Annotated in this window: 22 protein-coding genes, 1 pseudogene and 1 riboswitch; of the genes and pseudogenes, 16 read left to right on the forward strand and 7 right to left on the reverse strand. The window is 62.5% G+C overall.

Annotation, left to right across the window (positions count from 1 at the left end):
• The first annotated feature begins 16 nt into the window (after positions 1 to 16).
• From AUL31_RS01615 to hisD, 9 genes are all read left to right on the forward strand, one after another.
• Entirely contained in the window at positions 17 to 1,366 is a 1,350-nt protein-coding gene (locus AUL31_RS01615) for an LLM class flavin-dependent oxidoreductase (RefSeq protein WP_060600511.1), read from the forward strand.
• 113 nt (positions 1,367 to 1,479) lie between these two features.
• Positions 1,480 to 1,638 (forward strand): hypothetical protein, encoded by a 159-nt coding sequence (locus AUL31_RS20160; RefSeq protein ID WP_156417277.1) that lies wholly within the window; start codon positions 1,480 to 1,482, stop codon positions 1,636 to 1,638.
• Positions 1,639 to 1,663: 25 nt separating this feature from the next.
• The gene (locus AUL31_RS01620) at positions 1,664 to 3,007 is read left to right on the forward strand and encodes an FAD/NAD(P)-binding protein (protein ID WP_060600329.1); all 1,344 of its coding nucleotides are present in this window, start codon (positions 1,664 to 1,666) and stop codon (positions 3,005 to 3,007) included.
• Positions 3,008 to 3,102: 95 nt separating this feature from the next.
• Entirely contained in the window at positions 3,103 to 3,873 is a 771-nt protein-coding gene (locus AUL31_RS01625; protein WP_060600331.1) for an SDR family NAD(P)-dependent oxidoreductase, read from the forward strand.
• Positions 3,874 to 3,994: 121 nt separating this feature from the next.
• Positions 3,995 to 5,131 carry an ABC transporter ATP-binding protein gene (locus tag AUL31_RS01630; RefSeq protein WP_060600333.1) on the forward strand — a complete coding sequence of 379 codons (1,137 nt, stop codon included), beginning with the start codon at positions 3,995 to 3,997 and terminating at the stop codon, positions 5,129 to 5,131.
• 33 nt (positions 5,132 to 5,164) lie between these two features.
• Positions 5,165 to 6,277 carry an ABC transporter substrate-binding protein gene (locus AUL31_RS01635; protein ID WP_060600334.1) on the forward strand — a complete coding sequence of 371 codons (1,113 nt, stop codon included), beginning with the start codon at positions 5,165 to 5,167 and terminating at the stop codon, positions 6,275 to 6,277.
• Positions 6,277 to 7,215, forward strand: coding sequence for an ABC transporter permease (locus tag AUL31_RS01640; RefSeq protein WP_060600336.1), 939 nt, complete (start codon positions 6,277 to 6,279; stop codon positions 7,213 to 7,215). The genes AUL31_RS01635 and AUL31_RS01640 overlap by 1 nt, the downstream gene beginning before the upstream one ends.
• Complete coding sequence (locus AUL31_RS01645; RefSeq protein ID WP_060600338.1) at positions 7,212 to 8,012, forward strand: ABC transporter permease; 801 nt, start codon at positions 7,212 to 7,214, stop codon at positions 8,010 to 8,012. Before AUL31_RS01640 ends, AUL31_RS01645 begins: the two co-directional genes overlap by 4 nt.
• A 15-nt stretch (positions 8,013 to 8,027) precedes the next feature.
• The gene (gene hisD / locus AUL31_RS01650; RefSeq protein WP_060600340.1) at positions 8,028 to 9,350 is read left to right on the forward strand and encodes a histidinol dehydrogenase; all 1,323 of its coding nucleotides are present in this window, start codon (positions 8,028 to 8,030) and stop codon (positions 9,348 to 9,350) included.
• A gap of 60 nt (positions 9,351 to 9,410) precedes the next feature.
• Here hisD and AUL31_RS01655 read toward each other — a convergent pair whose 3' ends face one another.
• Positions 9,411 to 9,752 carry a CsbD family protein gene (locus tag AUL31_RS01655; protein WP_060600342.1) on the reverse strand — a complete coding sequence of 114 codons (342 nt, stop codon included), beginning with the start codon at positions 9,750 to 9,752 and terminating at the stop codon, positions 9,411 to 9,413.
• Positions 9,753 to 9,884: 132 nt separating this feature from the next.
• Here AUL31_RS01655 and AUL31_RS01660 point away from each other — a divergent pair, with 132 nt between their 5' ends.
• The 5 genes from AUL31_RS01660 to AUL31_RS01680 all read left to right on the forward strand — a co-directional run bounded on the left by AUL31_RS01660 (position 9,885) and on the right by AUL31_RS01680 (position 14,026).
• Complete coding sequence (locus tag AUL31_RS01660; RefSeq protein ID WP_060600345.1) at positions 9,885 to 10,289, forward strand: host attachment family protein; 405 nt, start codon at positions 9,885 to 9,887, stop codon at positions 10,287 to 10,289.
• Between the two features lie 568 nt (positions 10,290 to 10,857).
• On the forward strand, positions 10,858 to 11,286 hold the full coding sequence (rnk, locus tag AUL31_RS01665) for a nucleoside diphosphate kinase regulator (RefSeq protein WP_060600347.1): 429 nt from the start codon (positions 10,858 to 10,860) through the stop codon (positions 11,284 to 11,286).
• A 77-nt stretch (positions 11,287 to 11,363) separates the two neighbouring features.
• A riboswitch (cobalamin riboswitch) is annotated at positions 11,364 to 11,577 on the forward strand.
• Between the two features lie 103 nt (positions 11,578 to 11,680).
• Complete coding sequence (locus tag AUL31_RS01670) at positions 11,681 to 12,664, forward strand: DUF1852 domain-containing protein (protein ID WP_060600349.1); 984 nt, start codon at positions 11,681 to 11,683, stop codon at positions 12,662 to 12,664.
• Positions 12,665 to 12,690: 26 nt separating this feature from the next.
• Complete coding sequence (locus AUL31_RS01675; protein ID WP_060600513.1) at positions 12,691 to 13,719, forward strand: methionine synthase; 1,029 nt, start codon at positions 12,691 to 12,693, stop codon at positions 13,717 to 13,719.
• Between the two features lie 73 nt (positions 13,720 to 13,792).
• A complete protein-coding gene (locus AUL31_RS01680) occupies positions 13,793 to 14,026 on the forward strand; it encodes a hypothetical protein (RefSeq protein WP_060600351.1) in 234 nt (77 codons plus the stop codon).
• Here the strand turns inward: AUL31_RS01680 and AUL31_RS01685 are convergent.
• Entirely contained in the window at positions 14,008 to 14,256 is a 249-nt protein-coding gene (locus AUL31_RS01685; protein ID WP_060600353.1) for a hypothetical protein, read from the reverse strand. The genes AUL31_RS01680 and AUL31_RS01685 overlap by 19 nt on opposite strands.
• Before the next feature lie 450 nt (positions 14,257 to 14,706).
• Between AUL31_RS01685 and AUL31_RS01690 the strand changes: the two genes are divergently transcribed.
• A complete protein-coding gene (locus AUL31_RS01690) occupies positions 14,707 to 16,797 on the forward strand; it encodes a TonB-dependent hemoglobin/transferrin/lactoferrin family receptor (protein ID WP_060600355.1) in 2,091 nt (696 codons plus the stop codon).
• A gap of 116 nt (positions 16,798 to 16,913) precedes the next feature.
• On the opposite strand, the gene AUL31_RS01695 is transcribed toward AUL31_RS01690, so the two are convergent.
• Both AUL31_RS01695 and AUL31_RS01700 read right to left on the reverse strand, forming a co-directional pair.
• Entirely contained in the window at positions 16,914 to 17,348 is a 435-nt protein-coding gene (locus tag AUL31_RS01695) for a pyridoxamine 5'-phosphate oxidase family protein (RefSeq protein WP_060600358.1), read from the reverse strand.
• Between the two features lie 91 nt (positions 17,349 to 17,439).
• On the reverse strand, positions 17,440 to 17,781 hold the full coding sequence (locus tag AUL31_RS01700; RefSeq protein WP_060600360.1) for a hypothetical protein: 342 nt from the start codon (positions 17,779 to 17,781) through the stop codon (positions 17,440 to 17,442).
• A 76-nt stretch (positions 17,782 to 17,857) separates the two neighbouring features.
• Here AUL31_RS01700 and AUL31_RS01705 point away from each other — a divergent pair, with 76 nt between their 5' ends.
• A complete protein-coding gene (locus AUL31_RS01705) occupies positions 17,858 to 18,433 on the forward strand; it encodes a DUF6790 family protein (RefSeq protein WP_143190097.1) in 576 nt (191 codons plus the stop codon).
• Positions 18,434 to 18,541: 108 nt separating this feature from the next.
• Here the strand turns inward: AUL31_RS01705 and AUL31_RS01710 are convergent, their stop codons facing one another.
• From AUL31_RS01710 to AUL31_RS19840, 3 genes and pseudogenes are all read right to left on the reverse strand, one after another.
• Positions 18,542 to 18,832: a HigA family addiction module antitoxin gene (locus AUL31_RS01710; RefSeq protein WP_060600364.1), complete on the reverse strand. Its 291-nt coding sequence runs from the start codon at positions 18,830 to 18,832 to the stop codon at positions 18,542 to 18,544.
• 9 nt (positions 18,833 to 18,841) lie between these two features.
• Positions 18,842 to 18,946: pseudogene (locus AUL31_RS20625) on the reverse strand (type II toxin-antitoxin system RelE/ParE family toxin); the annotation flags it as partial.
• 430 nt (positions 18,947 to 19,376) lie between these two features.
• A complete protein-coding gene (locus AUL31_RS19840; RefSeq protein WP_073468963.1) occupies positions 19,377 to 20,771 on the reverse strand; it encodes a YARHG domain-containing protein in 1,395 nt (464 codons plus the stop codon).
• Between the last annotated feature and the right edge of the window lie 75 nt (positions 20,772 to 20,846).

The following is a 20,846-nucleotide window of genomic DNA, read 5'->3' on the forward strand; positions in this document are numbered from 1 at the left end:
ACCGATGGAGGCCGCCATGAGCCGCGAACTGCACCTGAACCTGTTCGTCCACACGAGAGGGCATCACGAAAGCGCCTGGCGCCACCCCGATGCCTCGCCGCTGGCGTTGACCGACTTCAACTATTACCGCCGCCTTGCCGACCTTGCGGAGGGGGCCGCCTTCGATGCCGTCTTTCTGGCCGACGTTCTGGCGCTCGGCCAGCGCCATGGACATTCGGCGCAGGGCGGCCTGGAGCCGCTGACGCTTCTGGGGGCGCTGTCCTCGGTCACAAGCCGCATCGGGCTGATCGCCACCGCATCGACGACCTATACGGAACCCTACAACCTTGCCCGGCAGTTCGCGTCGCTGGATCATCTATCGAACGGGCGCGTCGGCTGGAACATCGTGACAAGCTGGGCGCCGGCGGCTGCCGCCAATTTCGGCCATGTCGGCCAGGTGGGGCATGGCGAGCGCTACGAGCGCGCCGAGGATTTCCTGCAGGCCGTGACGGCCCTGTGGGATAGCTGGGACGACGACGCGGTGCTGGACGACCGTGCAGGCGGCGTCTACTTCGACCCGGCCAAGATTCGCCCGATCCATCATGACGGCCCGTGGAGCAAGGTGGAAGGCCCGCTCAACATTCCGCGCGGGCCGCAGGGACGGCCCGTCTACGTGCAGGCCGGCTCGTCCGAGCCGGGGCGCCGCTTCGGCGCGACATGGGCGGAAGCGATCTTTACGGCCCACAGCGGCAAGGGTTCGGCGAAAGAGTTCTACAGCGCCATCAAGCAGCAGGCGCAGGCGTTGGGCCGCAGGCCCGATCATGTCGTGATCCTGCCCGGCATCAGCGCCACCATCGGATCGACCGAGGCGGAGGCGCATCGGGTGGAGGCGGAACTGGCAGAGCTGAACCGACCGGAAACCGGCCTGCAGCATCTGTCCAACCGGTTCGGTGGCCATGATTTTACAGCGTTGCCGCTGGACAGGCCGCTTGCCGCGGGAGACTTTCCGGACCCCACCAAGGTCGAGGCTTCGCTGAGCCGGGCCCAGGGGATCGCACGTCTTGCCCTGGACGAAGGCTTGACCCTGCGGCAGCTTCTGACACGGCTGGCGGGCGCACGCGGGCACTTTGCAACGGTCGGAACGCCGGAGCAGATCGCCGACACCATCGATGACTGGTTCCAGTCCGGGGCCGCCGACGGCTTCAACGTGATGCCGCCGATCCTGCCGGCGCAGTTCGAGCTGTTTACCGAGGAAGTCGTGCCGCTTCTGCGCAGGCGTGGCCTGTTCCGGAGTGAGTATCGCGGCGAGACCCTGCGCCAGCATCTTGGCCTGCCACGGCCCGAGGCCGGTTCGCCGGCAGCCGACAGGGCACGGCGCAGCGCATGACGGGCCCGGAAAGCAAGATCGTTCTCAATCCAGTAAAATAATGGATAATCGATCCCTATCCATGCCTGCAGCGAGCATCTACCATCAACCGGTCGACCAACGAAGGGCAGTTTATGCACGATCGTTCGCAACGTCAGTCAACAGCCGGCGCCACGGCCGCGTCCGCGGTAGCGGCCATCCTGTCCGTGGGGCTGGTCGCGGCATGCATCTTCGGCATTGGCCCGTTCGGCGGGCATGCGACGGCGGAACGCGTTGCCGTCTACGCGCCCTGACGACGCGGCGGTCGGGGCAAAGGCCATGAAAACCGACCGCATCCTCATTGTCGGCGGGGGCGCGAGTGGCGTCATCCTGGCAGCGCATCTTCTCAAGTGCGGTCCCGATACGCTCAACGTGGCGCTTGTCGAAAGACGGCCCAGCTTCGGCGCCGGCATCGCCTATTCCACCGACGAGCCCGACCATCTCCTGAACACCCGTGCCAGCGGCATGAGCGCCTACCCGGACGATGCCGACCATTTCTGGCGCTGGCTGACTTCGGGCGACCGCGCCGAAGGCATCGACTGCAGCGATCCGTTCTGCTTCGTCCCGCGCCGCCTTTACCGCGCCTATCTCGAAGATATTCTCGGTGCGGCCGAAGGCCGGCTGCAGTTGATCGAGGGCGAATGTACCGCCCTTACCGAACTGCGCGGCGGCGTGGCCGTGGCCCTGAAGGACGGGCGCACCGAACTTGCCGACCGCGTCGTGCTGGCAACCGGCCATGCCGAGCCAAGGCCGGAGCCCGGCTCGGGAGTTGTCGGGCCATGGCTGGCGCTGTCCGAACTCGGACTTGCCGAGGATGACGACGTCGCCATCATCGGTACAGGCCTCTCCATGGTCGACAATGTCGCGCAACTGCGTCGCAGCGGCCATCGCGGCCGTATCACCGCTGTTTCCCGGCGCGGCCTGCTGCCGCATGTGCATACAAGGCATGCCACGCCGTTTCTGCTGGATGCCGCAGACATCCCCTTCGGTACCAGCCCCACCTACCTGCTGCGCTGGCTGCGGCAGGCGGCCGAATGGCATGCGGGGCGCGGCGGCGACTGGCGCGATCTGATCGACGCGGTGCGCCCGCATACCCAGGCCCTTTGGCAATCGATGAGCCTGGAAGCGCGGGCGCGCTTCCTGCGTCACGCCCGAACCTTCTGGGAGGTGCACCGCCATCGCATGGCGCCGCAGGCGGCAAAGGCATTGCAGCAAGCCATGGATGACGGGCAGTTGAGCATCGTCGCCGGGCGGGTCGTCGATTGGCAGACCGAGGCGGGACGAACCCGGCTGACGGTGCGCCGGCGCGGCGGCGAAGAGATGGCCATCGATGTGCGGCGCGTGATCGACTGTACCGGCATCCTGCGGAACCCCATGTCGGGCGGCAACACACTGGCTGCCGAACTCGTCAGGACGGGGCTGGCCCGCGTGGACCCCCTGCGTATCGGCATCGAGACCGACAGGACCGGGGCGGTCCTCGACGCGGAGGGCCGCGCATCGAGCCGCCTGTTCGGCGTCGGGCCGGTGACGCGGGCCTTGTTCTGGGAAGTCACCGCCATACCCGACATCAGGGTTCAGTGCGCCGCGCTTGCGGCCAGGCTGACCGAGCGGCAAACGCGGTGACCATGCACCAACTTTGATATGCCTTGCATCGCCTACCTGCGCGGTGTGTAAACCTCTGGTGGATCATGATGGGATTCGCGAGGGGGCAGGGCACGATGTTCGATCCGGCGATGTTCAGCCTTGTCGGCCGGCGCGCGGTGGTGACGGGTGGCGGGCGAGGGCTCGGCCGCGCCGTCGCACAGGCGCTCGGCCGGATGGGAGCCGAAGTCTGCCTGGCCGGCCGGGACCAGGCCGTGCTCGACGAGGCGGTCGCCGCCCTTCTAAAGGCCGGAGTGTCGGCACGCGCCCTTGTGATGGACGTTCGCGACACGGCCGGCGCACCAACCGCATTGGCGGCGCTTAACGCCGAATGGCCAGTCGATATCCTGGTCAACAATGCCGGCATCGAAAATGTGCGCCCCTCGCTCGATGTCGACGCCGCCTTGTGGGACAGCATCCTGGATACCAACCTGAAGGGCAGCTTCTTCTGCGCGCAGGCGGTAGCGCGCTGCATGTCGGCGCGCGGCGTCGGCGGCGCGATCGTCAATCTCTGCTCTCTTACCTCCTTTGTCGGCGTACCGACGGCGGTTGCCTACGGCAGTTCCAAAGCCGGCCTGCTGGGAATGACGCGTGCCCTGGCTGCCGAATGGGCGCCCCTCGGCATCCGCGTCAACGCGATCGCGCCCGGCTATTTCCGCACCGACATGACAGAGGTGTTCTATGGCGACGAGGCCTGGGCAAAGCGCATGCTGGACCGCGTCCCGCAAGGTCGTTTCGGCCGTCTGGAAGATGTCGGTGGCGCCGTGGCCTTCCTATGCAGCAATGCCGCCGCCTACGTCACGGGCCAGTGCATCGCCATCGACGGAGGCTACCTGGCCTCCATCTGATATGCATACTTTTTCGGCAGCAACTATTTCTGCCTAATTTCTGGATTGACCGCCCCGCGGTCATTTGTATAGACATATCCGAGGTAGCTTTGTCCCTCGGTGCAGGAAACGGGAGACGTCCATGCCGTCGGCACCCAACAGGCAAGATGCCCGGCACCCCGGTGCGCAAGCCGCAGTATCCGTGCGCGGCGTCAGCATGGTGTATGACGGCGTCCACGCCGTACGGGACGCCGGCTTCGATCTTGCGGACGGCCGGTTCCTGACTATCCTTGGCCCATCCGGATCCGGCAAGACGACGTTGCTGCGCATGATCGCAGGTTTCCAGCGGCCGACCACGGGTGAGATCTACATCAACGGCGCGCCCGTCAGCGCCGTGCCGCCGCATCGCCGCTCCATCGGCATGGTCTTCCAGAAGCTGGCGCTTTTTCCCCATATGACGGCGGCCGACAACGTTGCCTTTCCGCTGAAGATGCGCCGCTTCGATGCGCGGACGATACCGGACCGCGTCCGACGTTATCTCGATCTTGTGCAACTCGGTCCCTATGCCGACCGCCGCATCCACCAGCTTTCGGGCGGCCAGCAGCAGCGTGTCGCCATTGCCCGGGCGCTGGTGTTCGAGCCCGATCTCCTGCTTCTGGACGAGCCGCTGGCGGCCCTGGACCGGAAGCTGCGCGAAGAGATGCAGCTCGAATTCCGGCGCATCCAGAAAGAGCTGGGGGTAACGACGATCAACGTGACCCACGACCAGCGCGAAGCGCTGGTGGTATCGGACGAGATCATCGTGATGGACAAGGGGACCATCCAGCAGAATGCGGCGCCGGTCGACACCTACCGCAAGCCGGCCAACGCCTTCGTCGCCGGGTTCATCGGCGTAACCAATTTCATGTCCGGGCCCGTGGCGACGGTCGAGGGCAGCGACATCTTCTTTTCCGTCGGCGGGCTGCCGCTTTCGGGGCGATGGGCCGGGCAAGGCAGCGCGCCGCGGCCAGGCGACACGGTCACCGGCGCTCTGCGTGCCGAGCAGATCCGCATCGGCGCGCATCTGGATGCGCTGCCCGACTGTCACAACCGCTGGTCGGGCACCGTCATGGACGTGATCTTCGAGGGGGAGCGGATCGTCTACGAAGTCGCAGCGGGCGAGGGCGGCCCGGTCTTGCGGGTCTTCGACCATGACCCTGCGACGCACCGCCAATTCGCGCCCGGGGACCCCATAGCAGTCGGGTGGAATGCGCCCGACCTGCTGATCTTCACCCACTGATGTAAACCTGCCGACCAGATGGAGACTTCGAGAATGGCTCATAAGACGATTTCCCCCCTTGCGATGTCGCGGCGTCGCTTTCTGGCCGGAACGGCGGCGGTTGGCGGCCTTGCGGCCATCGGCGCGCCCATTGCCGCGTTTGCGCAGGCGGAGCCCGAGAAGCCAAGCGAGATCATCGTGCGGGCCTGGGGCGGCTCCTGGGTGGCGAGCCTGGATGAAGGCGTGTCCAAGCCCTTCACGCAGATGACCGGCATTGCCGTGCGCCATGACCTGACGGAGGACAACGAGATCCAGCCGAAGGTCTGGGCGGCGGTGGCGCAGGGCCGGGTGCCGCCGATCCACGTCAACTGGGACACCACGACCAACGCCACCAAGTCGGCGCTGCGGGGCGTGACCGAAGATCTGTCCGACCTGCCCAACCTTGCCGAGACGACCGAACTGGCCAAGCCGGTGGGCCTCGAAGGCGTGCCCATCGTCAACACCTACGGATATGTCTACGTGCTGGCCTATCGCCCGGAAGCTTTCCCGGACGGGCCGCCGACCTCGCTTCAGGTGTTGCTGGAGCCGCGCTTCAAGGGCCGCATCGCCCTTTACAACGACGGTATCGGCTTCCACTTCCCGGCGCAGGTGGCGGGCGGCGGCAAGCTGGAGGACATCCCCGACAACATGGACGCCGCCTGGGCCTTCATCACCAAGGTCAAGGACCAGCAACCGCTGTTGGGCGAAGACCCGGATTTCACCAACTGGTTCCAGAACGGCGAGATCGACCTGGCGGTGACGATCTCCACCAACGCCCGCGAAGCCCAGAAGAACGGCATCGATATCGAATGGGTGGTGCCGATGGAGGGCGCCAAGTTCGAGACGGATGGCCTGTGGATTCCCAAGGGTCTGCCCGAGAACGAACTGTACTGGGCAAAGCAGTATATCAATTTCGCCATTTCCAAGGATGCCCAGCAGGTCTGGCTCAACGGCCTCGGCCTGCCCGGTGTCGTGCCCGGCCTGACGCCACCGGAGGGCCTGGCGGGCGATCCGTCCTATCCGACCAAGCCGGAGGATTTCGAGCATCTGATCCGCATACCGACAGCGGTGCAGGTGGCGCATGAAAGCGACTGGTTCGCCCGGTTCAAGACGATCATGCAGGGCTGATGGCCAACGCCGCCTATCCCCTCCGCTGGCGCGTGATGGACGCGCTGGAAGCCACCCTCGCGGCCGTGTGGCCGCGGGGGCTGGACCGTGCCGTGCCGTGGCTGATGCTGCTGCCGGCGATCCTTCTGGTCATGCTTCTGGCCCTGGGGCTGGTGCAGATCGGCGATGCCAGCCTGCGCGTGCTGGACAGGGCTACGTTTTTGCCGTCCGAAACTCTGACGGGCGAGAATTATGGCCGCATCTTCACGACCGGACTCTATTGGACGGTGCTGTGGCGCAGCCTGCTGGCGTCGGTCATCGTCACGTGCATCTGCCTCGTCTTCGCCTTGCCCTATGCCTACCTGATGGTGCGCACGCCGTCCGCGACCCTGCGGAAGATCTTGCTGATCGCGCTTTTCCTGCCGTTCTTCATCGGGCAGGTAGTCCGCGCCTATGGCTGGCTCATCATTCTCGGCAACCAGGGCATCGTCAACGAGGTCATGGGGCTGGTGGGCGTGCCGCCGATGCGGCTGCTTTACAACTATCCGGCCGTCATCTTCGGTCTCGTCCAGTACATGTTGCCCTTCGCGGTGCTGATGCTGTCGCCGGCGCTGACCGCCATCCCGGAAGAGGTGGAGGCAGCAGCCAGCTCGCTTGGGGCCAACTGGTGGCGCACCCTCGTCCATGTCGTGCTGCCGATGGCACGGCCGGGCCTGATCGGCGCCGGCCTTGTGGTCATGACGCTGACGCTGACCGATTTCGCCATGCCTGCCATACTGGGCGGAGGTTCGCAGGACTTCATCGCGAATGCCATTTACGACCAGTTCTTCCGCACCTCCGACCAGGGGATGGGGGCGGCGTTGACGCTTGTCCTGGTCGGGGTCGGCTCGCTGGCGGTGGGGCTTGTCTTCACGTTGTTCGGCGCAGGCACGCTGGCCATGGGGCGGGAGCGAAAATGACCCAGCCCCTGTCCAAGACCGTCGTCATCTGGACGATGGTGGCGTTTGTGCTTGTCGTACTGTCCGCGCCGACGATCGTCGTCCTGGGGGCGTCGTTCACCTCGGGCAAGATCGTCGCGTTTCCACCGGATGGGTTTTCGCTGCAGTGGTATCGGCAGATCGCCGCGGCCAGCGACCTGCGCAACGCCTTCTTCCGATCGCTGAAAGTGGCGGCTGTGTGCACGCTGATCGCGATCCCGGCGGGGACGCTGGCCGGCATTGCCCTTGCCAAATATGCGATCCGCTTCGAAAAGACGCTTCAGATCTATCTGCTGCTGCCCTTCACCATCCCGCTCATCGGCTCCGGCATCGGGCTAATGCTGCTGTTCGGGCAATGGGGCATGCTCGGACAGATCTGGCCCATCGGCCTTGCCTGCTGCGTCATCAACCTGCCTTTCATGATATGGGCCGTCACTGCCAGCGCCTCCGGCCTCGACCCGGACCTGGAGCTGGCGGCGGCCAATTGCGGGGCGCGGCCCCTGGCGGTCTTCTTTCACGTTACGCTTCCGGCGGTGATGCCCGGCGTCATCAGCGGCGCGCTTCTGATGTTCATTCTCGCGCTCAACGAGTTCCTCGTCAGCCTTTTGTTGACCGACGCGCGAACGGTGACGCTGCCGGTGCAGATCTACAATTCCATCCGCTCGATCATCACCCCGGATCTCGCGGCGGTGTCCGTCGTCTTCATCGTTTGCGCCGCGCTGGCGATCGCGCTGCTCGACCGGCTGGTCGGGCTAGACATCTTTCTGAAGTCCAAGTGACAGGATCTGCCTGCAATGTCCGATGTTTCGTTCCACGACTACGCCGCCCTCCCATCCGACGCCCGCGCCCGGCTGATGAAGCGCTCCGAGGCCGATCTTTCCGCGATCATCGACAAGGTGCGCCCCATCATCGAGGCGGTGCGCACCGAAGGTGACGGGGCTCTGGTGCGCTTCGGGCGCGATTTCGACCGTGCCGAGGGGCTGAATGCCGATGGGCTGAAAGTGTCCGAGGCGGAATTCGATGCCGCCTTCGCCGCCGTGGACGCGGCGGTCGTGGACGCCATCCGCTTCGGCATCGACAATATCCGCAGCTTCCACGAGGAGCAGAAGCCGGAAACCATGTGGATGAAGGAGATCCGGCCGGGTGCCTTCGCAGGAGACCGGTTCACCCCCATTCGCTCGGTGGCGCTGTATGTGCCGCGTGGCAAGGGATCCTTCCCATCGGTGACGATGATGACGGCGGTGCCGGCCGTGGTTGCGGGCGTGCCGGACCTTGCCATCGTCACGCCGCCGGCGCCCGACGGCGGCGTCGATGCGGCGACGCTGGTGGCGGCGCGGCTTGCCGGGGTGGAGACGGTCTACAAGGTGGGTGGTGCGCAGGCGGTGGCGGCCGTCGCCTTCGGGACCGAAACGGTCAAACCCGCCTTGAAGATCGTTGGACCCGGAAGCCCCTGGGTGGTGGCGGCAAAGCGGCTGCTGGCCGGCACCCTGGATACCGGGCTGCCTGCCGGCCCATCCGAAGCCATCATCTTCGCCGACGACACGGTGCATGGCGGCCTTGCGGCGCTGGACCTGCTGATCGAGGCGGAGCATGGGCCGGATTCCTCGGCCTATCTCGTCACCCACAGCCGCCGCGTTGCCGATGAAGCCCTTGCCGCCCTTCCGGACTTGTGGGCGCGGATGAGCGCGCAGCGCGTGGCGTTCTCACGCGCGGTGCTGACGGGCTCGACGGGGGGCATCGTGCTGACCGGGTCGGTGGAAGAAAGCTACGACTTCGTCAACGCCTATGCCCCCGAGCATCTGGAGATATTGTCGAAGGAGCCCTACGACCATCTGGGCCGGATCACCGAGGCATCGGAGATACTTCTGGGGCAGCATACGCCGTGCAGCATCGCCAATTTCGGCCTTGGGCCGAACGCCGTGCTTCCCACCAGCCGCTGGGCCCGCACTTACGGGCCATTGTCGGTCACCGATTTCGTCAAGCGCAGCTCTGTCGGCTACGTGACCGCAGCGGGTTTCCCGCTGCTGGCGCAACACGCGCATACATTGGCGCTGTACGAGGGCTTCTCCTCCCATGCGCTGGCCGTCTCGCCGCTTCGCCAGGAGTTCATTCGATAAAAGAATGCAATAAAGGCCCGTCGCGGCGTGCGGCGGGCCTTTGCCTTGGCTTTCGATTTATCAGCCGCGATCGCGCATCGTGATGCCGATGGCAAAGCCGATAAGGCCGGCAACCAGCAGCGCCGACAGGGGACGGTCCTGAACCTGGCGCCGAACGACCTTCTGGCCTTCATGCGCGTAAGCGCCGGCGTTCTCGTAGATGTCCGATGCATAACGCGAGGCTTCGTCGGCCGCGTCGCGGACGGCGTCGCGGCCCTGTCCGTACAGGTTCTGCGCCTTGCCCTCGGTCTCGCGTACGCGGCCTTCGGCCGACTGGCGGTCCGATCCGACTGCATCGCCGAACGCGCCCTGAACCTTGCCGCCGAATTCCTTCGCGGCGCCTTCGAACCGGTTCTTGTCCATTTTCGGTTTTCTCCTGCCGTAAGCATCGAACACTTCGATGTGCCCCTATAAGGCCGCAAACGGCATTTGGTTCATTTTGGGAGCGTTCTGGACGTCAACGCGTTTCTGCCTTGTCCAAGGATGGAGATAAGAATGCGGATTCCCAAAGACACGATGGTCGCTGTGGTCGACGGAGCGAAGTTGAGCTTGTTTCAGAATACGGGGGACGAGCAGAACCCCAAGCTGAAGCCGGTGACCATCGGCGACATCGATACCGACAACAAGAGCGGTGGTGTCGGACATGCCAGCAGTTCGGCAAACCCGGATGACAATACGCAGGACGAAGACGGCTTCGTGGCCGGGGTGGTTGCCGAGCTGAACAACAGGGCCGTGACAGGCAAGCTGAAGAGCCTTGTCATCATCGCTGCCCCCCGCGCGCTGGGCGAAATGCGCAAGCATTATCACGCCAAGCTCAAGGACGCGCTGGTCGGCGAATTGTCCAAGGACCTGACCGGCCAGACGAGCGACGACATACTCAAGGCGATCGAAGCGGGCTGAGGCCAATTGCCCGCGGCCGGTATGCGGTTTACCAACCGCTACCGGCAGGCGGACACGAAAAAGCCGCTGGGGATCTCACCCAACGGCTCCGGCGCTCTCTGCAGAGATGTGCAATCTCGATGACTCAACTCGCCAGTACATCCGTGGTCGGACGAAACATCGAAATCAGGAGCGCATCAACCTCTCGGGGACGCGCTGCACTGGCTCTATATGGACGTGCCATCCCGATAAGTCAACTGCCGCGCTCAAGAACCGTCAGAAGGGGCGTCGCACCTGCTTCAGCTCGGCGTGGCTGCCGGCTCCGCCTCGGCTTGACTTCGGTCTGGTGAAAGCCCAGGTCTATGGCATGCCGACCACCGACCGCCACCTTCCGGACTTTTTCAGGGTATGCCCCATCGCGGGCGTCTGACCCCCGGCCAGGTCGCGTCGCGCCCCGGCCGCGGGGCGTCAATACATCCGGTTATCGCTGATACCGGCTCGTAACAGCGGCACGAACAATCCCGAATTTGAATGACAAGCGCCCCGCCGCTCATGCGCGCGCGTATGGCAGAGTTGAAAGGACACCCGGATGGCTGAGGCAAAAAAGCAGAACCGCAAGCCGGCGATCACCGTGACGCGCACCGACAGCGAGCGGCTGTTGCGGCTGGCCGACTCTTTTGCCGAGCGCAATCCCGCCGTGGCCGAAGAACTGCTCGCGGAACTGGATCGCGCGAAGGTCGTGGAGGATGGCCGGCTTCCCGCGAAGGTCATTCGCATGGGTTCGTCCCTTCGGTTCACCAGCGACCTGGGCGAAGACAGGCACGTCACGCTTGTGTTTCCGGGCGAGGCGGACATCGCGGAGGGCAAGATCTCGATCCTGACGCCCATCGGTGTCGCGCTGATCGGCCTATCGGCCGGGCAGTCGATCAACTGGACGGCCCGCGACGGGCGCACCCATCGCCTGACGGTGGAGTCTGTCGAGGCGCCCGTATCGGAGCCGGCTTCGTCGGAAGCCTGATCCCCGGATTGGGGGAAGGGTGTCGCTACGTATAAGGATATCTTTATATCCTGCTTGACTCTCCCAGTCAGATGCCACAGATTGTCCACGCTTAAGGTTCTCCGGTCGTCGCCTGCGACGCGCCGGAGCTAAGAGGGAAGTCGGTGATCCGCTCCTCGCGGAAATTCCGGCGCTGCCCCCGCAACTGTAAGTGGTGAGCTTGCGTCCAGCATGTCACTGGGTTCTGCCTGGGAAGACGGACGTAGGCGGTGAGCCACAAGCCAGGAGACCTGCCTTCAGCGAAATAACGTCCATGGGCGGGGTGTCCCAGTGTGCCGTAGCGGATGTCGCGTCGTCGCGGCCCATCATGCTATGCGTCTGCTGACCCATGCCCCCAGATCGATCGGGGCACAGCATGTCTCAGAAATTCGACTTCACCATCCGGAGCGTCCCTTTCGACGAGGATTACGTCCCCGCGGAAAACACGCGCATCACCACCAATTTCGCCAATCTGGCCAGAGGTGAAAGCCGCCGCGACAATCTGCGCAAAGCCCTGCGGATGATCGACAACCGGTTCAATGCCCTGGCCCAGTGGGACAACCCCACGGGCGATCGGTACTCGGTCGAACTGGAGATCGTCACCGTCGAGTTGACCCTCGGCAAGCCGGGCGCGGGCGATGCTTTCCCGCTGATCGAGGTGCTTAAGACGACCATCGTCGATCGTCATGCCGGCCGGCGCATCGATGGGATCGTGGGCAACAACTTCTCCTCCTATCTGAGGGATTTCGATTTCAGCGTCGTCCTGCCCGAGCATAATAACGGCCGGTCGGACTTCAGCATTCCGGCAGATTTCGGCAACCTGCATGGACATCTGTTCACGAGCCTTCTGCGTTCCGAGACGTACCGCGCGCAGTTCCGCAGGCCGCCGGTCATCTGCATCAGCGCGTCCACCAGCCGAACATACCATCGAACCGACAACCGCCATCCCGTCATGGGGGTCGAGTATCAGCAGGATGAAGGCTCGCTGACGGATCTCTACTTCGGCAAGATGGGCATGGAGGTTCGCTACTTCATGCCGGCGGGAAGCGTCGCGCCGCTGGCCTTCTATTTCACCGGCGATCTGCTGGCCGACTACTCCAATCTGGAGTTGATCGGGACAATCAGCACGATGGAGACATTCCAGCGGATCTACCGGCCCGAAATCTACAACGCCAATGCCGCCGCCGGGGCAATCTATCGGCCCAGCCTGAACCACCACGACTATTCCCTGACCCGTATCGTCTACGACCGGGAAGAGCGCAGCCGCCTGGCCCTGGAGCAGGGCAAATTCATCGAAGACACCCTCATCAAACGGCACCGGACCGCTCTTGAAGCATGGTCCCTCAGCAACGCGGCCTGATGGCGCGAGATCGAAAGTCCTTCACTGTGAACAAGCTTCTACCCACATCCACCGCCGGCAGCCTTCCCAAGCCATCCTGGCTCGCACAACCTGAGAAACTCTGGTCGCCCTGGAAGTTGCAGGATCAGGAACTGGCGGAAGGGAAGCAGGACGCCTTGCGCCTGGCACTGGCGGATCAGCAGCAGGCCGGCATCGACATCGTCAGCGATGGCGAGCAGACGCGTCAGCACTTCGTTACGACGTTCATAGAGCACCTCGACGGTGTCGACTTCCAGAAGCGCGAGACCGTCAGAATCCGCGACCGGTATGATGCGAGCGTGCCGACCGTGGTCGATGCCGTATCGCGCCCCAAATCCGTGTTCGTCGAAGACGCCCGGTTTCTCCGCCAACAGACCACACAGCCGATCAAATGGGCCCTGCCTGGGCCGATGACCATGATCGATACGCTGTATGATGCGCACTACAAGAGCCGCGAAAAGCTGGCCTGGGAGTTTGCGAAGATCCTCAACGATGAGGCGAGGGAGCTTCAGGCCGCGGGCGTCGATATCATCCAGTTCGACGAGCCTGCATTCAACGTCTTCTTCGACGAGGTCAACGATTGGGGCATTGCGGCTCTGGAGCGGGCGGCCGAGGGCCTGACCTGCGAGACGGCCGTGCACATCTGCTATGGCTACGGGATCAAGGCCAATACCGATTGGAAGAAGACCTTGGGCTCCGAGTGGCGGCAATATGAGGAGTCGTTCCCCAAACTGCAGACATCCAGCATCAATCTGATCTCGCTCGAGTGCAACAACTCGCACGTACCGATCGATCTCATCGAAATGCTGCGCGGAAAGAAGGTTATGGTGGGCGCCATCGACGTGGCTTCCGAGGTGGTGGAGACGCCGGAGGACGTCGCCGACACCCTTCGCAAGGCCCTTCAATTCGTCGATGCCGACAAACTCTATCCTTGTACCAATTGCGGCATGGCGCCTCTGCCTCGGCGGACAGCCGCCGGCAAGCTTCGGGCGCTGAGCGCGGGCGCGGAGATCATCCGGAAGGAACTGTCGGCGTAAAATCTTCCGGGCCGTTCACCGGGCCACACGAAAACCTCGGCCGAATTATCGACAGGGCAGTGGATACAGCCTTGTGAGCGCGTTGACGATCAAGGACCGTGCCCGCGTGAAAGGCTCCCAGCGTCGTGTCGTGGAGGTCGATACCGTCGTTCACCTCCTCCACGACACCCATGGCCCGGTCATTGCTCATCTCGGTATCGCCGCAGATCAGAGAGACCGCCAGCCCGCCGGGTTGAGCGACACCGGCGCGCCGATTTCGTGCCGGCGCGAATTTCTCCTGCGCGGCGCTTACTGGCCGGCGGCGTAATCGATTCCGGCCTGCGTCTCGGCGATCGCCTGCTCGACGAGTTCTATCGCCCGCTCACGGTGCCCGCCCTTGTTGGGCTCTGCGGCCCGCAGCGAGTCCAGCGCCGAGCGCAGCTCGGACATTGCGGCATCCATCTCCGGCTGGTTGGCCCAGGCGGTCGTTGCGATATGGCCAATCGATCCAAGACCCAATCCGAGAACTGCTGCGAGCGTAAGCATACGTATGGACATGTTGAAGACCTTCGACGAGTTGCGACACGCAATACAGGGTTAGATTCACGTCGCCGTCAATCCAGTTGTCGCCGCACTTGGCTTGGTCGGCATCAACCGCCAGTGGTTGGGCGAGGAGCGTCAGAGCCATCGTATGAGCGGTCGTTGCAAAGTCATGCGGACGGTGCCTTCCGGCTTATGGCAACTCAAGAGAAGCAAGAATAAGAACCATTCTTAGAATGAGTATTAAGTACATAGTGTTTGAATTGCATCTGCCATTGGATTAATCACTAAATATGCCGATTCTTATATTTAGAATCGAAACATTCTAATCTATTTCCGTTCTAATCTTGTTAGGCAGATCGAGCCATGTCTTTAAGGCGCTCTTGTCACCATCTCGCGGCGGGCACCGCTCTCATTGTGCTGTTCTCAGGCAGCGCAGGCGCACAGGAACTGTCCGAGCAGTCCCCCGTGGCCCTGGGCACCGTGATCATCCAGGGCGCGACGGATGCATCGTCTCCCGCCGGCACAGCGACGACAACGACGACAACGCGCGCAGAGATTGAGCGCCGCCAGATCGACTCCATCGAAGATCTGGGCCGGCGGCAGGAGGCGGGCGTAACCTTCAATCGCAGCTCCAGAACGATCAATATTCGCGGCCTCGAAGGTCCGCGCGTTCTCACGACCATCGACGGAATCCGGGTGCCCTACCTTGCCGACGCGACACGCGGGGCCAGCGGCGGCGCGGACAGTTTCGACTTCAATGCCTTGTCGGCCGCCGATCTGACGCGTGGAGCCGATCCGATGCTCGGGTCAGGAGCCTTGGGTGGTGTGCTTGCGCTGCGGACACTGGAGCCCGGCGACCTTCTGGGAGGGCGCCCGGTCGGCGCTTTCATCAAGAGCGGCTACGATTCCGCCGACGAAAGCTGGTTCACCACCGGCGCGGCGGCGGCCCGCGCCGGGGCAACCTCGGTGTTGCTGCAGGGTGGTTACCGCAAAGGGCATGAAACCGAAACACGCGGCGACAATGATGGCATCGGGACAATCCGCACGGAAGCAAACCCCGAAGATTACGATCAGTACAACCTGCTCGGTAAGGTCTATCACGACATCGAAGGCGGCCATCGTATCGGGTTGGTTGGAGAGTTGTTCAAGCGCTCGGAAGATGTCGACGTCCAGACGCAGAGCGCCAGGGGCAATTTCCGCGCGGGCAGCTATTTCACCGGTGAGGAGGTCAAGCGCGAGCGCATCGGGCTGACCTATGATTACGAGGCGCCGGAGCGTGGCGCCGGCTTGATCGACGAGGCGTCCGCCCGGCTCTACTGGCAGTCCCTGGAGCGGTTATCGACGACCGATGCTTACCGCTTCACCTCGGTGATCGGGCCTTATGGACGCGCCGCCGACATTCAGGAAGAGACGTTCGGCTTCAATGGTCATGCGGCGCGCGACTGGAACTGGGGCCAGTCGGACAACCGTCTGATCTTCGGCACCGAATTGCGAACGTCGCAGACCACGCAATACTCGGCCGGTTACGACAATTGCGATCGGCCGCGCGGCTTCGGCGATATCATGGCCTGCAACTTCCTGCATACCAACCAGGCCGATACGCCAAAGGTGGACGGCAGCTCGGTCGGTTTCTTCGTCGAGAACGAGGTTGGCTTGTATGATGGCCGGCTCCGCGTGACGCCCGGCCTTCGCTTCGACTGGTATGAGGAAAAGCCGAAGCTGACCCCGGAATATGAAAGCAACGCGGATTTCGACGGAACCCTGCCGCCGTCCTCTTCGGATTCGGCCTGGTCTCCGAAGGTGCTGGTCGAGTACGATCTTCTGCCGGAGCTGACAGCCTATGGCCAGTGGACGCAGGGCTTTCGCGCCCCGACGGTTGGCGAGCTGTATTCGCGTTTCGGTGCTCCAGGAACGTATCTGCGCGCAGGAAACCCCTATCTCGATCCCGAAACGAGCAACGGCTTCGATATCGGCCTGAAGCTGGAGCGCGAGACCTTCGGCGCGTTCATCAACCTGTTCCATACCGACTATAAGAACTTCATAGACACGGTCCAACTCGCGCCTCCCGGCGGAGAGTATCCGCTGGGTGGCATTTCCTCCTATTACAACATTCCGGATGCGCGCATTTCAGGTGTGGAGCTGGGTGGCCATGTCGACTTCGCGGATTATTGGACTGCGCGGGCACACATTGCCTACACCGAGGGACGCAACCGCACCGACGATACGTGGCTGAATTCGGTTTCCCCGCTGACCGCCATTCTGGGTCTTGCCTATAATCGGGAGCATTGGGGCGCCGAAATCTCGTCCAAGCTTGCATCCCGTCGTGACCGTGTCGACGGCACCGGGTTTGTGGCGCCGGGCTACGGTATTGCGGATATCACGGCGTGGTACGAGCCTAAGCAACTGCCTGGGCTGAAGGTGGCGGGCGGTGTCTTCAATCTGTTCGATAGGGAGTATTACGACGCCGTCAGCGTGCCCTTGGCCCGGACCCAACCGGACGCCTACTATTCGGAGCCGGGGCGCTCGTTCAAGGTGAACGTCTCCTACAAGTTCTAGGCGGCTCCCGACACAATCCCGCTTCTTCCTCAGACGCTATAACGAAAGATCGCATGCAGCCTGTTACGGCGGCATGCGATCTCAAATACCGGCGCTGCGTGAAGATCAGTTGCGCCTTACACGCTGACTGTTCCTTCGTCCTCGCCGTCCCAATAGCGGATCTTTCGGGCATGCACCTTGATCAGGATCATGCCGGGTGTGTCGGTTCCTTCCGGAAACCAGCGGTCCAGCTCTTTGTGATAATGCGCGTCGAAGGCAGCCTTATCCCGTACGAGTTCCGCCTTACCCTCGGCGGATAGAAACACGCCGGGCGCGCCAAGCAACCGCTTCGCTCCGGCGAATGTCAGGGTGACGTTGTCATCGGCCTCGATCTGCCGGATTTTGGCCGACTGCTCATAGGCGAAGAACCACGAGTCCCCGTCATATTCGACGTCGCCATTGTTGCTCATCGGCCGGCTTGTGACCGACGATCCTGCCTCTTGCGTAGCAAGCATGCAGAAATCGATGTCAGCCATTTTTTCTGCGATGTCGCTCAGTGTCCAAGTTGCCATCGTATCCTCCACTTCGATTGCAGTTCGAACGTGCAGAATCGGACAGCGTTCCGCATGCCGAGCGCTGATCGGGAGGGGATGGCGCCGTTTGTCAGCTCCTGGGTGCTTCCGACCGGGTCAGGGAGCTTTCCAGGCCAAGGAAGAAGTTGATCAGAAACGCGACAACGAACGACAGCACCTGACTGACAACCAGTACGATTGCCGCCTGACGGAAGTTCATACCGAGGGCGATGGCTACGAGCAGCGTGACGACCACCTGGGCTGCACCGATGACGATGATCGATTGCCCCATGAGCTGCAGGCCCAGGCCGACGATCATGGAGGCGGCAACGGCGAGCAGTCCGTGCGTGACATTGGCCTTTGCCAGCTTGGCGCCCCACGCGCCACCCGCAAGGGCGACGAGCGCATAGATGATCGTGCCAAGAGAAATCATGTCGAGCCCTCACCGTGACGCATGGAAACCAAGCAACGGTACGCCGGTACTCTTAACCAACGGTTAGACGCTCACCGTGAGCGGGCTCCTCCAGAGGCAAATAAACTTGGTGTTCCCGTGGCGGCGATGTAGCTTCGGTCCACTGGATTTGGGGGCCCTCATGATCGCATCCGGCATTCAGCTTCTTCTAGAAAATATCCCGCTTGTCATGCTTGTCGCGGCGCTGCTGATCGCCAGCCTGCGATCCACGCCGACACATGCGCCAACGCGGTATCTAGGCTGGTTGCTGCTGCTGTCTGTCGGCGTCGAGTCGGCATGGGGCGGGGTCTTCCATGTCTTCTTCCCGCACATCGCTTCGGCTCAGATCGGCTGGCAGCCGAGCCCGTTCGAGTTCGAGATCGGCATATCCGACATCGCCTTGGGCATAACGGCGATCATTTCGTTCTGGAGATCGCTGTCGTTCAAGAGCGCGGTTGTCGTTATGGCAACGTTGTCTTATGCGGGCGTACTCATCGGCCACGTTCAGCAAGCGATGTCCGGCAACTTCTCGCCCGACAATTTCGGCATCCTGCAGATCATCACGCTGCTGCACGTGATCCTTTTGCCAACGCTTCTGTATCTTGCATGGCGCGATCACGAGCATCGCCTGTAGCGATCAACCGTGTTTCAAGTCGTGCTTAGGTCTCAAGCTGCTGCGCGACCCGTGACATAACGGTCTTGGCCTTCCCCTTACGGTTAGTCCAATGGCACGCTCGGACGCTTAAGCTGCAACCAGTGGCTCAATGTGCGACACGTCAACTTCGTCTCGCGCCTGCGCCAGCGCGTGCGCCCTTTGAAGATTCAGCCAGAACTCCGGCGTATTGCCAAAGAACTTCGATAGCCGGATAGCCGTATCGACGCTCAGCGTAGTGTCCCCCTTGACGAGCCTCTCAATGCGCGTCCGCGGCACGTCCAAACGCTTTGCCAAAGCTCCGGCGCTCATTTCCAAAGGCGCAAGGAAAAGCTCATCCAAAACCTCGCCAGGATGCACAGGGTTCTTCAACATGCTCATGATTGCACCTCAGTGATAATCGACGATCTCAACGTAGGCTGGACCTTGATCTGTCCAAACGAAGCAGATGCGCCACTGCTTGTTTATCCGCACCGAATGCTGACCTGCTTGCTCGCGTAAGACACGCTACAAGATATGGGATCGCTACCGGGACAAAGGGCTGGAGGGATTGACGGACCGCTCGCAGGGGCCCTTGGGCTACGCTGATCAACTGCCGCAACAGACTAGCAGCGTCGCGATTGCGATCATTGCGATGTATCGGGGAGAAGTGCCGACAGAGCTGATCGACTTCCTCCAGAGGCGCTGATCTGCCGACTACTTCTTAGTATACGAAGATTAGAGCCAGTTTCGTCCCCTTCGCGTTTAACCAAACCATCTTCAGTAAGAGGACAGAGCGAGCGATCAGTAACGTACCTACCATCCGGAATGGGAGACGATCACTTGCGTAAGCCATCCCAGGTGCCGGATCGCCAATGCTGCCGACAATGTTGTGAGGCAACGCTCAAGCATAACTGAAATTCCACATGTAGGCGCTGATAGCAAGCTATTCGAACAACGCGTCCAGGTCTGACTGGCTCGCGGTGGCGCCCTTATATTCCGCAGAGCTGTCCGTCAGCACACGCTCAAGGTAGTCGGCCAGAACAATGGCACTCTCAGACGAAAAGCCAAACGTCCGCTGGAAGGCGCCCTGCTGGCGCCGAACGATCGACGCCGTCGAGCCATCCTCGGCAATCCGGAATACTAGAGACGTTCGCGCCCCTGTCGCATCTTCAGCCTCGCAAAGGTCAGCTGGGAAGCAATACGCGAGCTTTTCGTACGCCCGTCGCACCTTGTTTTCCTGTGCAGTCGCAGACCAATTTACAATCTTGCGCAGCGCGTCGGCGGTCTCTTGGACCTGTGTTTGTGTCATTGGGATTGCGACAGCGATCTTCTGATACTCCGCGCCTGGGTCAACGAAATTCCAATTGAAGGCGAGTTGCCCCTGATCGTCGACGACCGGCTCAATCCAAACCTCTCCGATCGTGGATGTGCCGGGTATGAAATAGGGGACTTTTTGGAATTGTTCGGAGGCCTGCCGTGCGTTCGCTCCTACGTTCGCGTCAGCCGGCCGAACCGGGGTCTGATACTGCGCGACGGCCCGTTCTGCTTCCTGCTTGCGCTCGACCAGCTCCGCGTAACGCTCCTCGACCGCCGGATATTCCCCGCGCGCCGAACCACGCATATCCTGCATATGTTCGGTCAGTTCAGAAAGCTGCTGCGTCATCGCGCCGATGTCACGGCGCAGGATTTGAACTTCTCGCTCTGCCGTGCTCTCGCCCTTATCAGCCGACGCCGCTCGTACGGCCGCAGGGGGCGCTGATCGTTCAGCCCTTATCCAGTTGTTATGTGACCAGCCTTCACCGCCCCAGAAGCGAACTTTCCGCCATGCTCCGGAACTGTCCACAATCACGACCTGATCCCCTTCGAGCAGCTTTCCGATCTGACTGAATTGCGAGCCAGGTCCGTCTCTAACCGCTAGGAACCCATCACCTTTTGCATCCAAGCCTGAAACGACAGCTTTGGTCGTTGACGGCGTTGCAACCGTTGGCGAGCGGCTCGCTCGTCCTTCGAAACTTTTGATCAGATTGATGTTGTACTTTTCAATCTCCGACAGGCGGACATTCTTCGTCCTAGGTTGATAGTATGGCTTAGCGGAAAAGTATTGGGCCGCCCGGGGCGTGTCGAAGACATATCCATGCCGCGCCATTATCTCGTTGCGCGCTTCCCATAGGGTCTGGTCCGACAACCCTGCCAGCCACGCCGAGCTTATTCTTTCCTGGGAGGAGTTCGGAAAATGGAAGTCGCACCGTGGATTCTGCACGCATAAGGTGTCGGCGTAAGCGCCTCCGCAAAGCGCCGACAGCAAGAAGACACTCAACCCTGTTGCAACCCGACCCATTGCCCGCCCCGCAAGTCTGTTTGCACAAGCAATTGCATGCTGCACATACTGGAGCAATCCGGACGTTGATCGTTC

The sequence above is a fragment of the Aureimonas altamirensis genome (genome assembly GCF_001463885.1).
GTDB classification, from domain to species: domain Bacteria; phylum Pseudomonadota; class Alphaproteobacteria; order Rhizobiales; family Rhizobiaceae; genus Aureimonas; species Aureimonas altamirensis.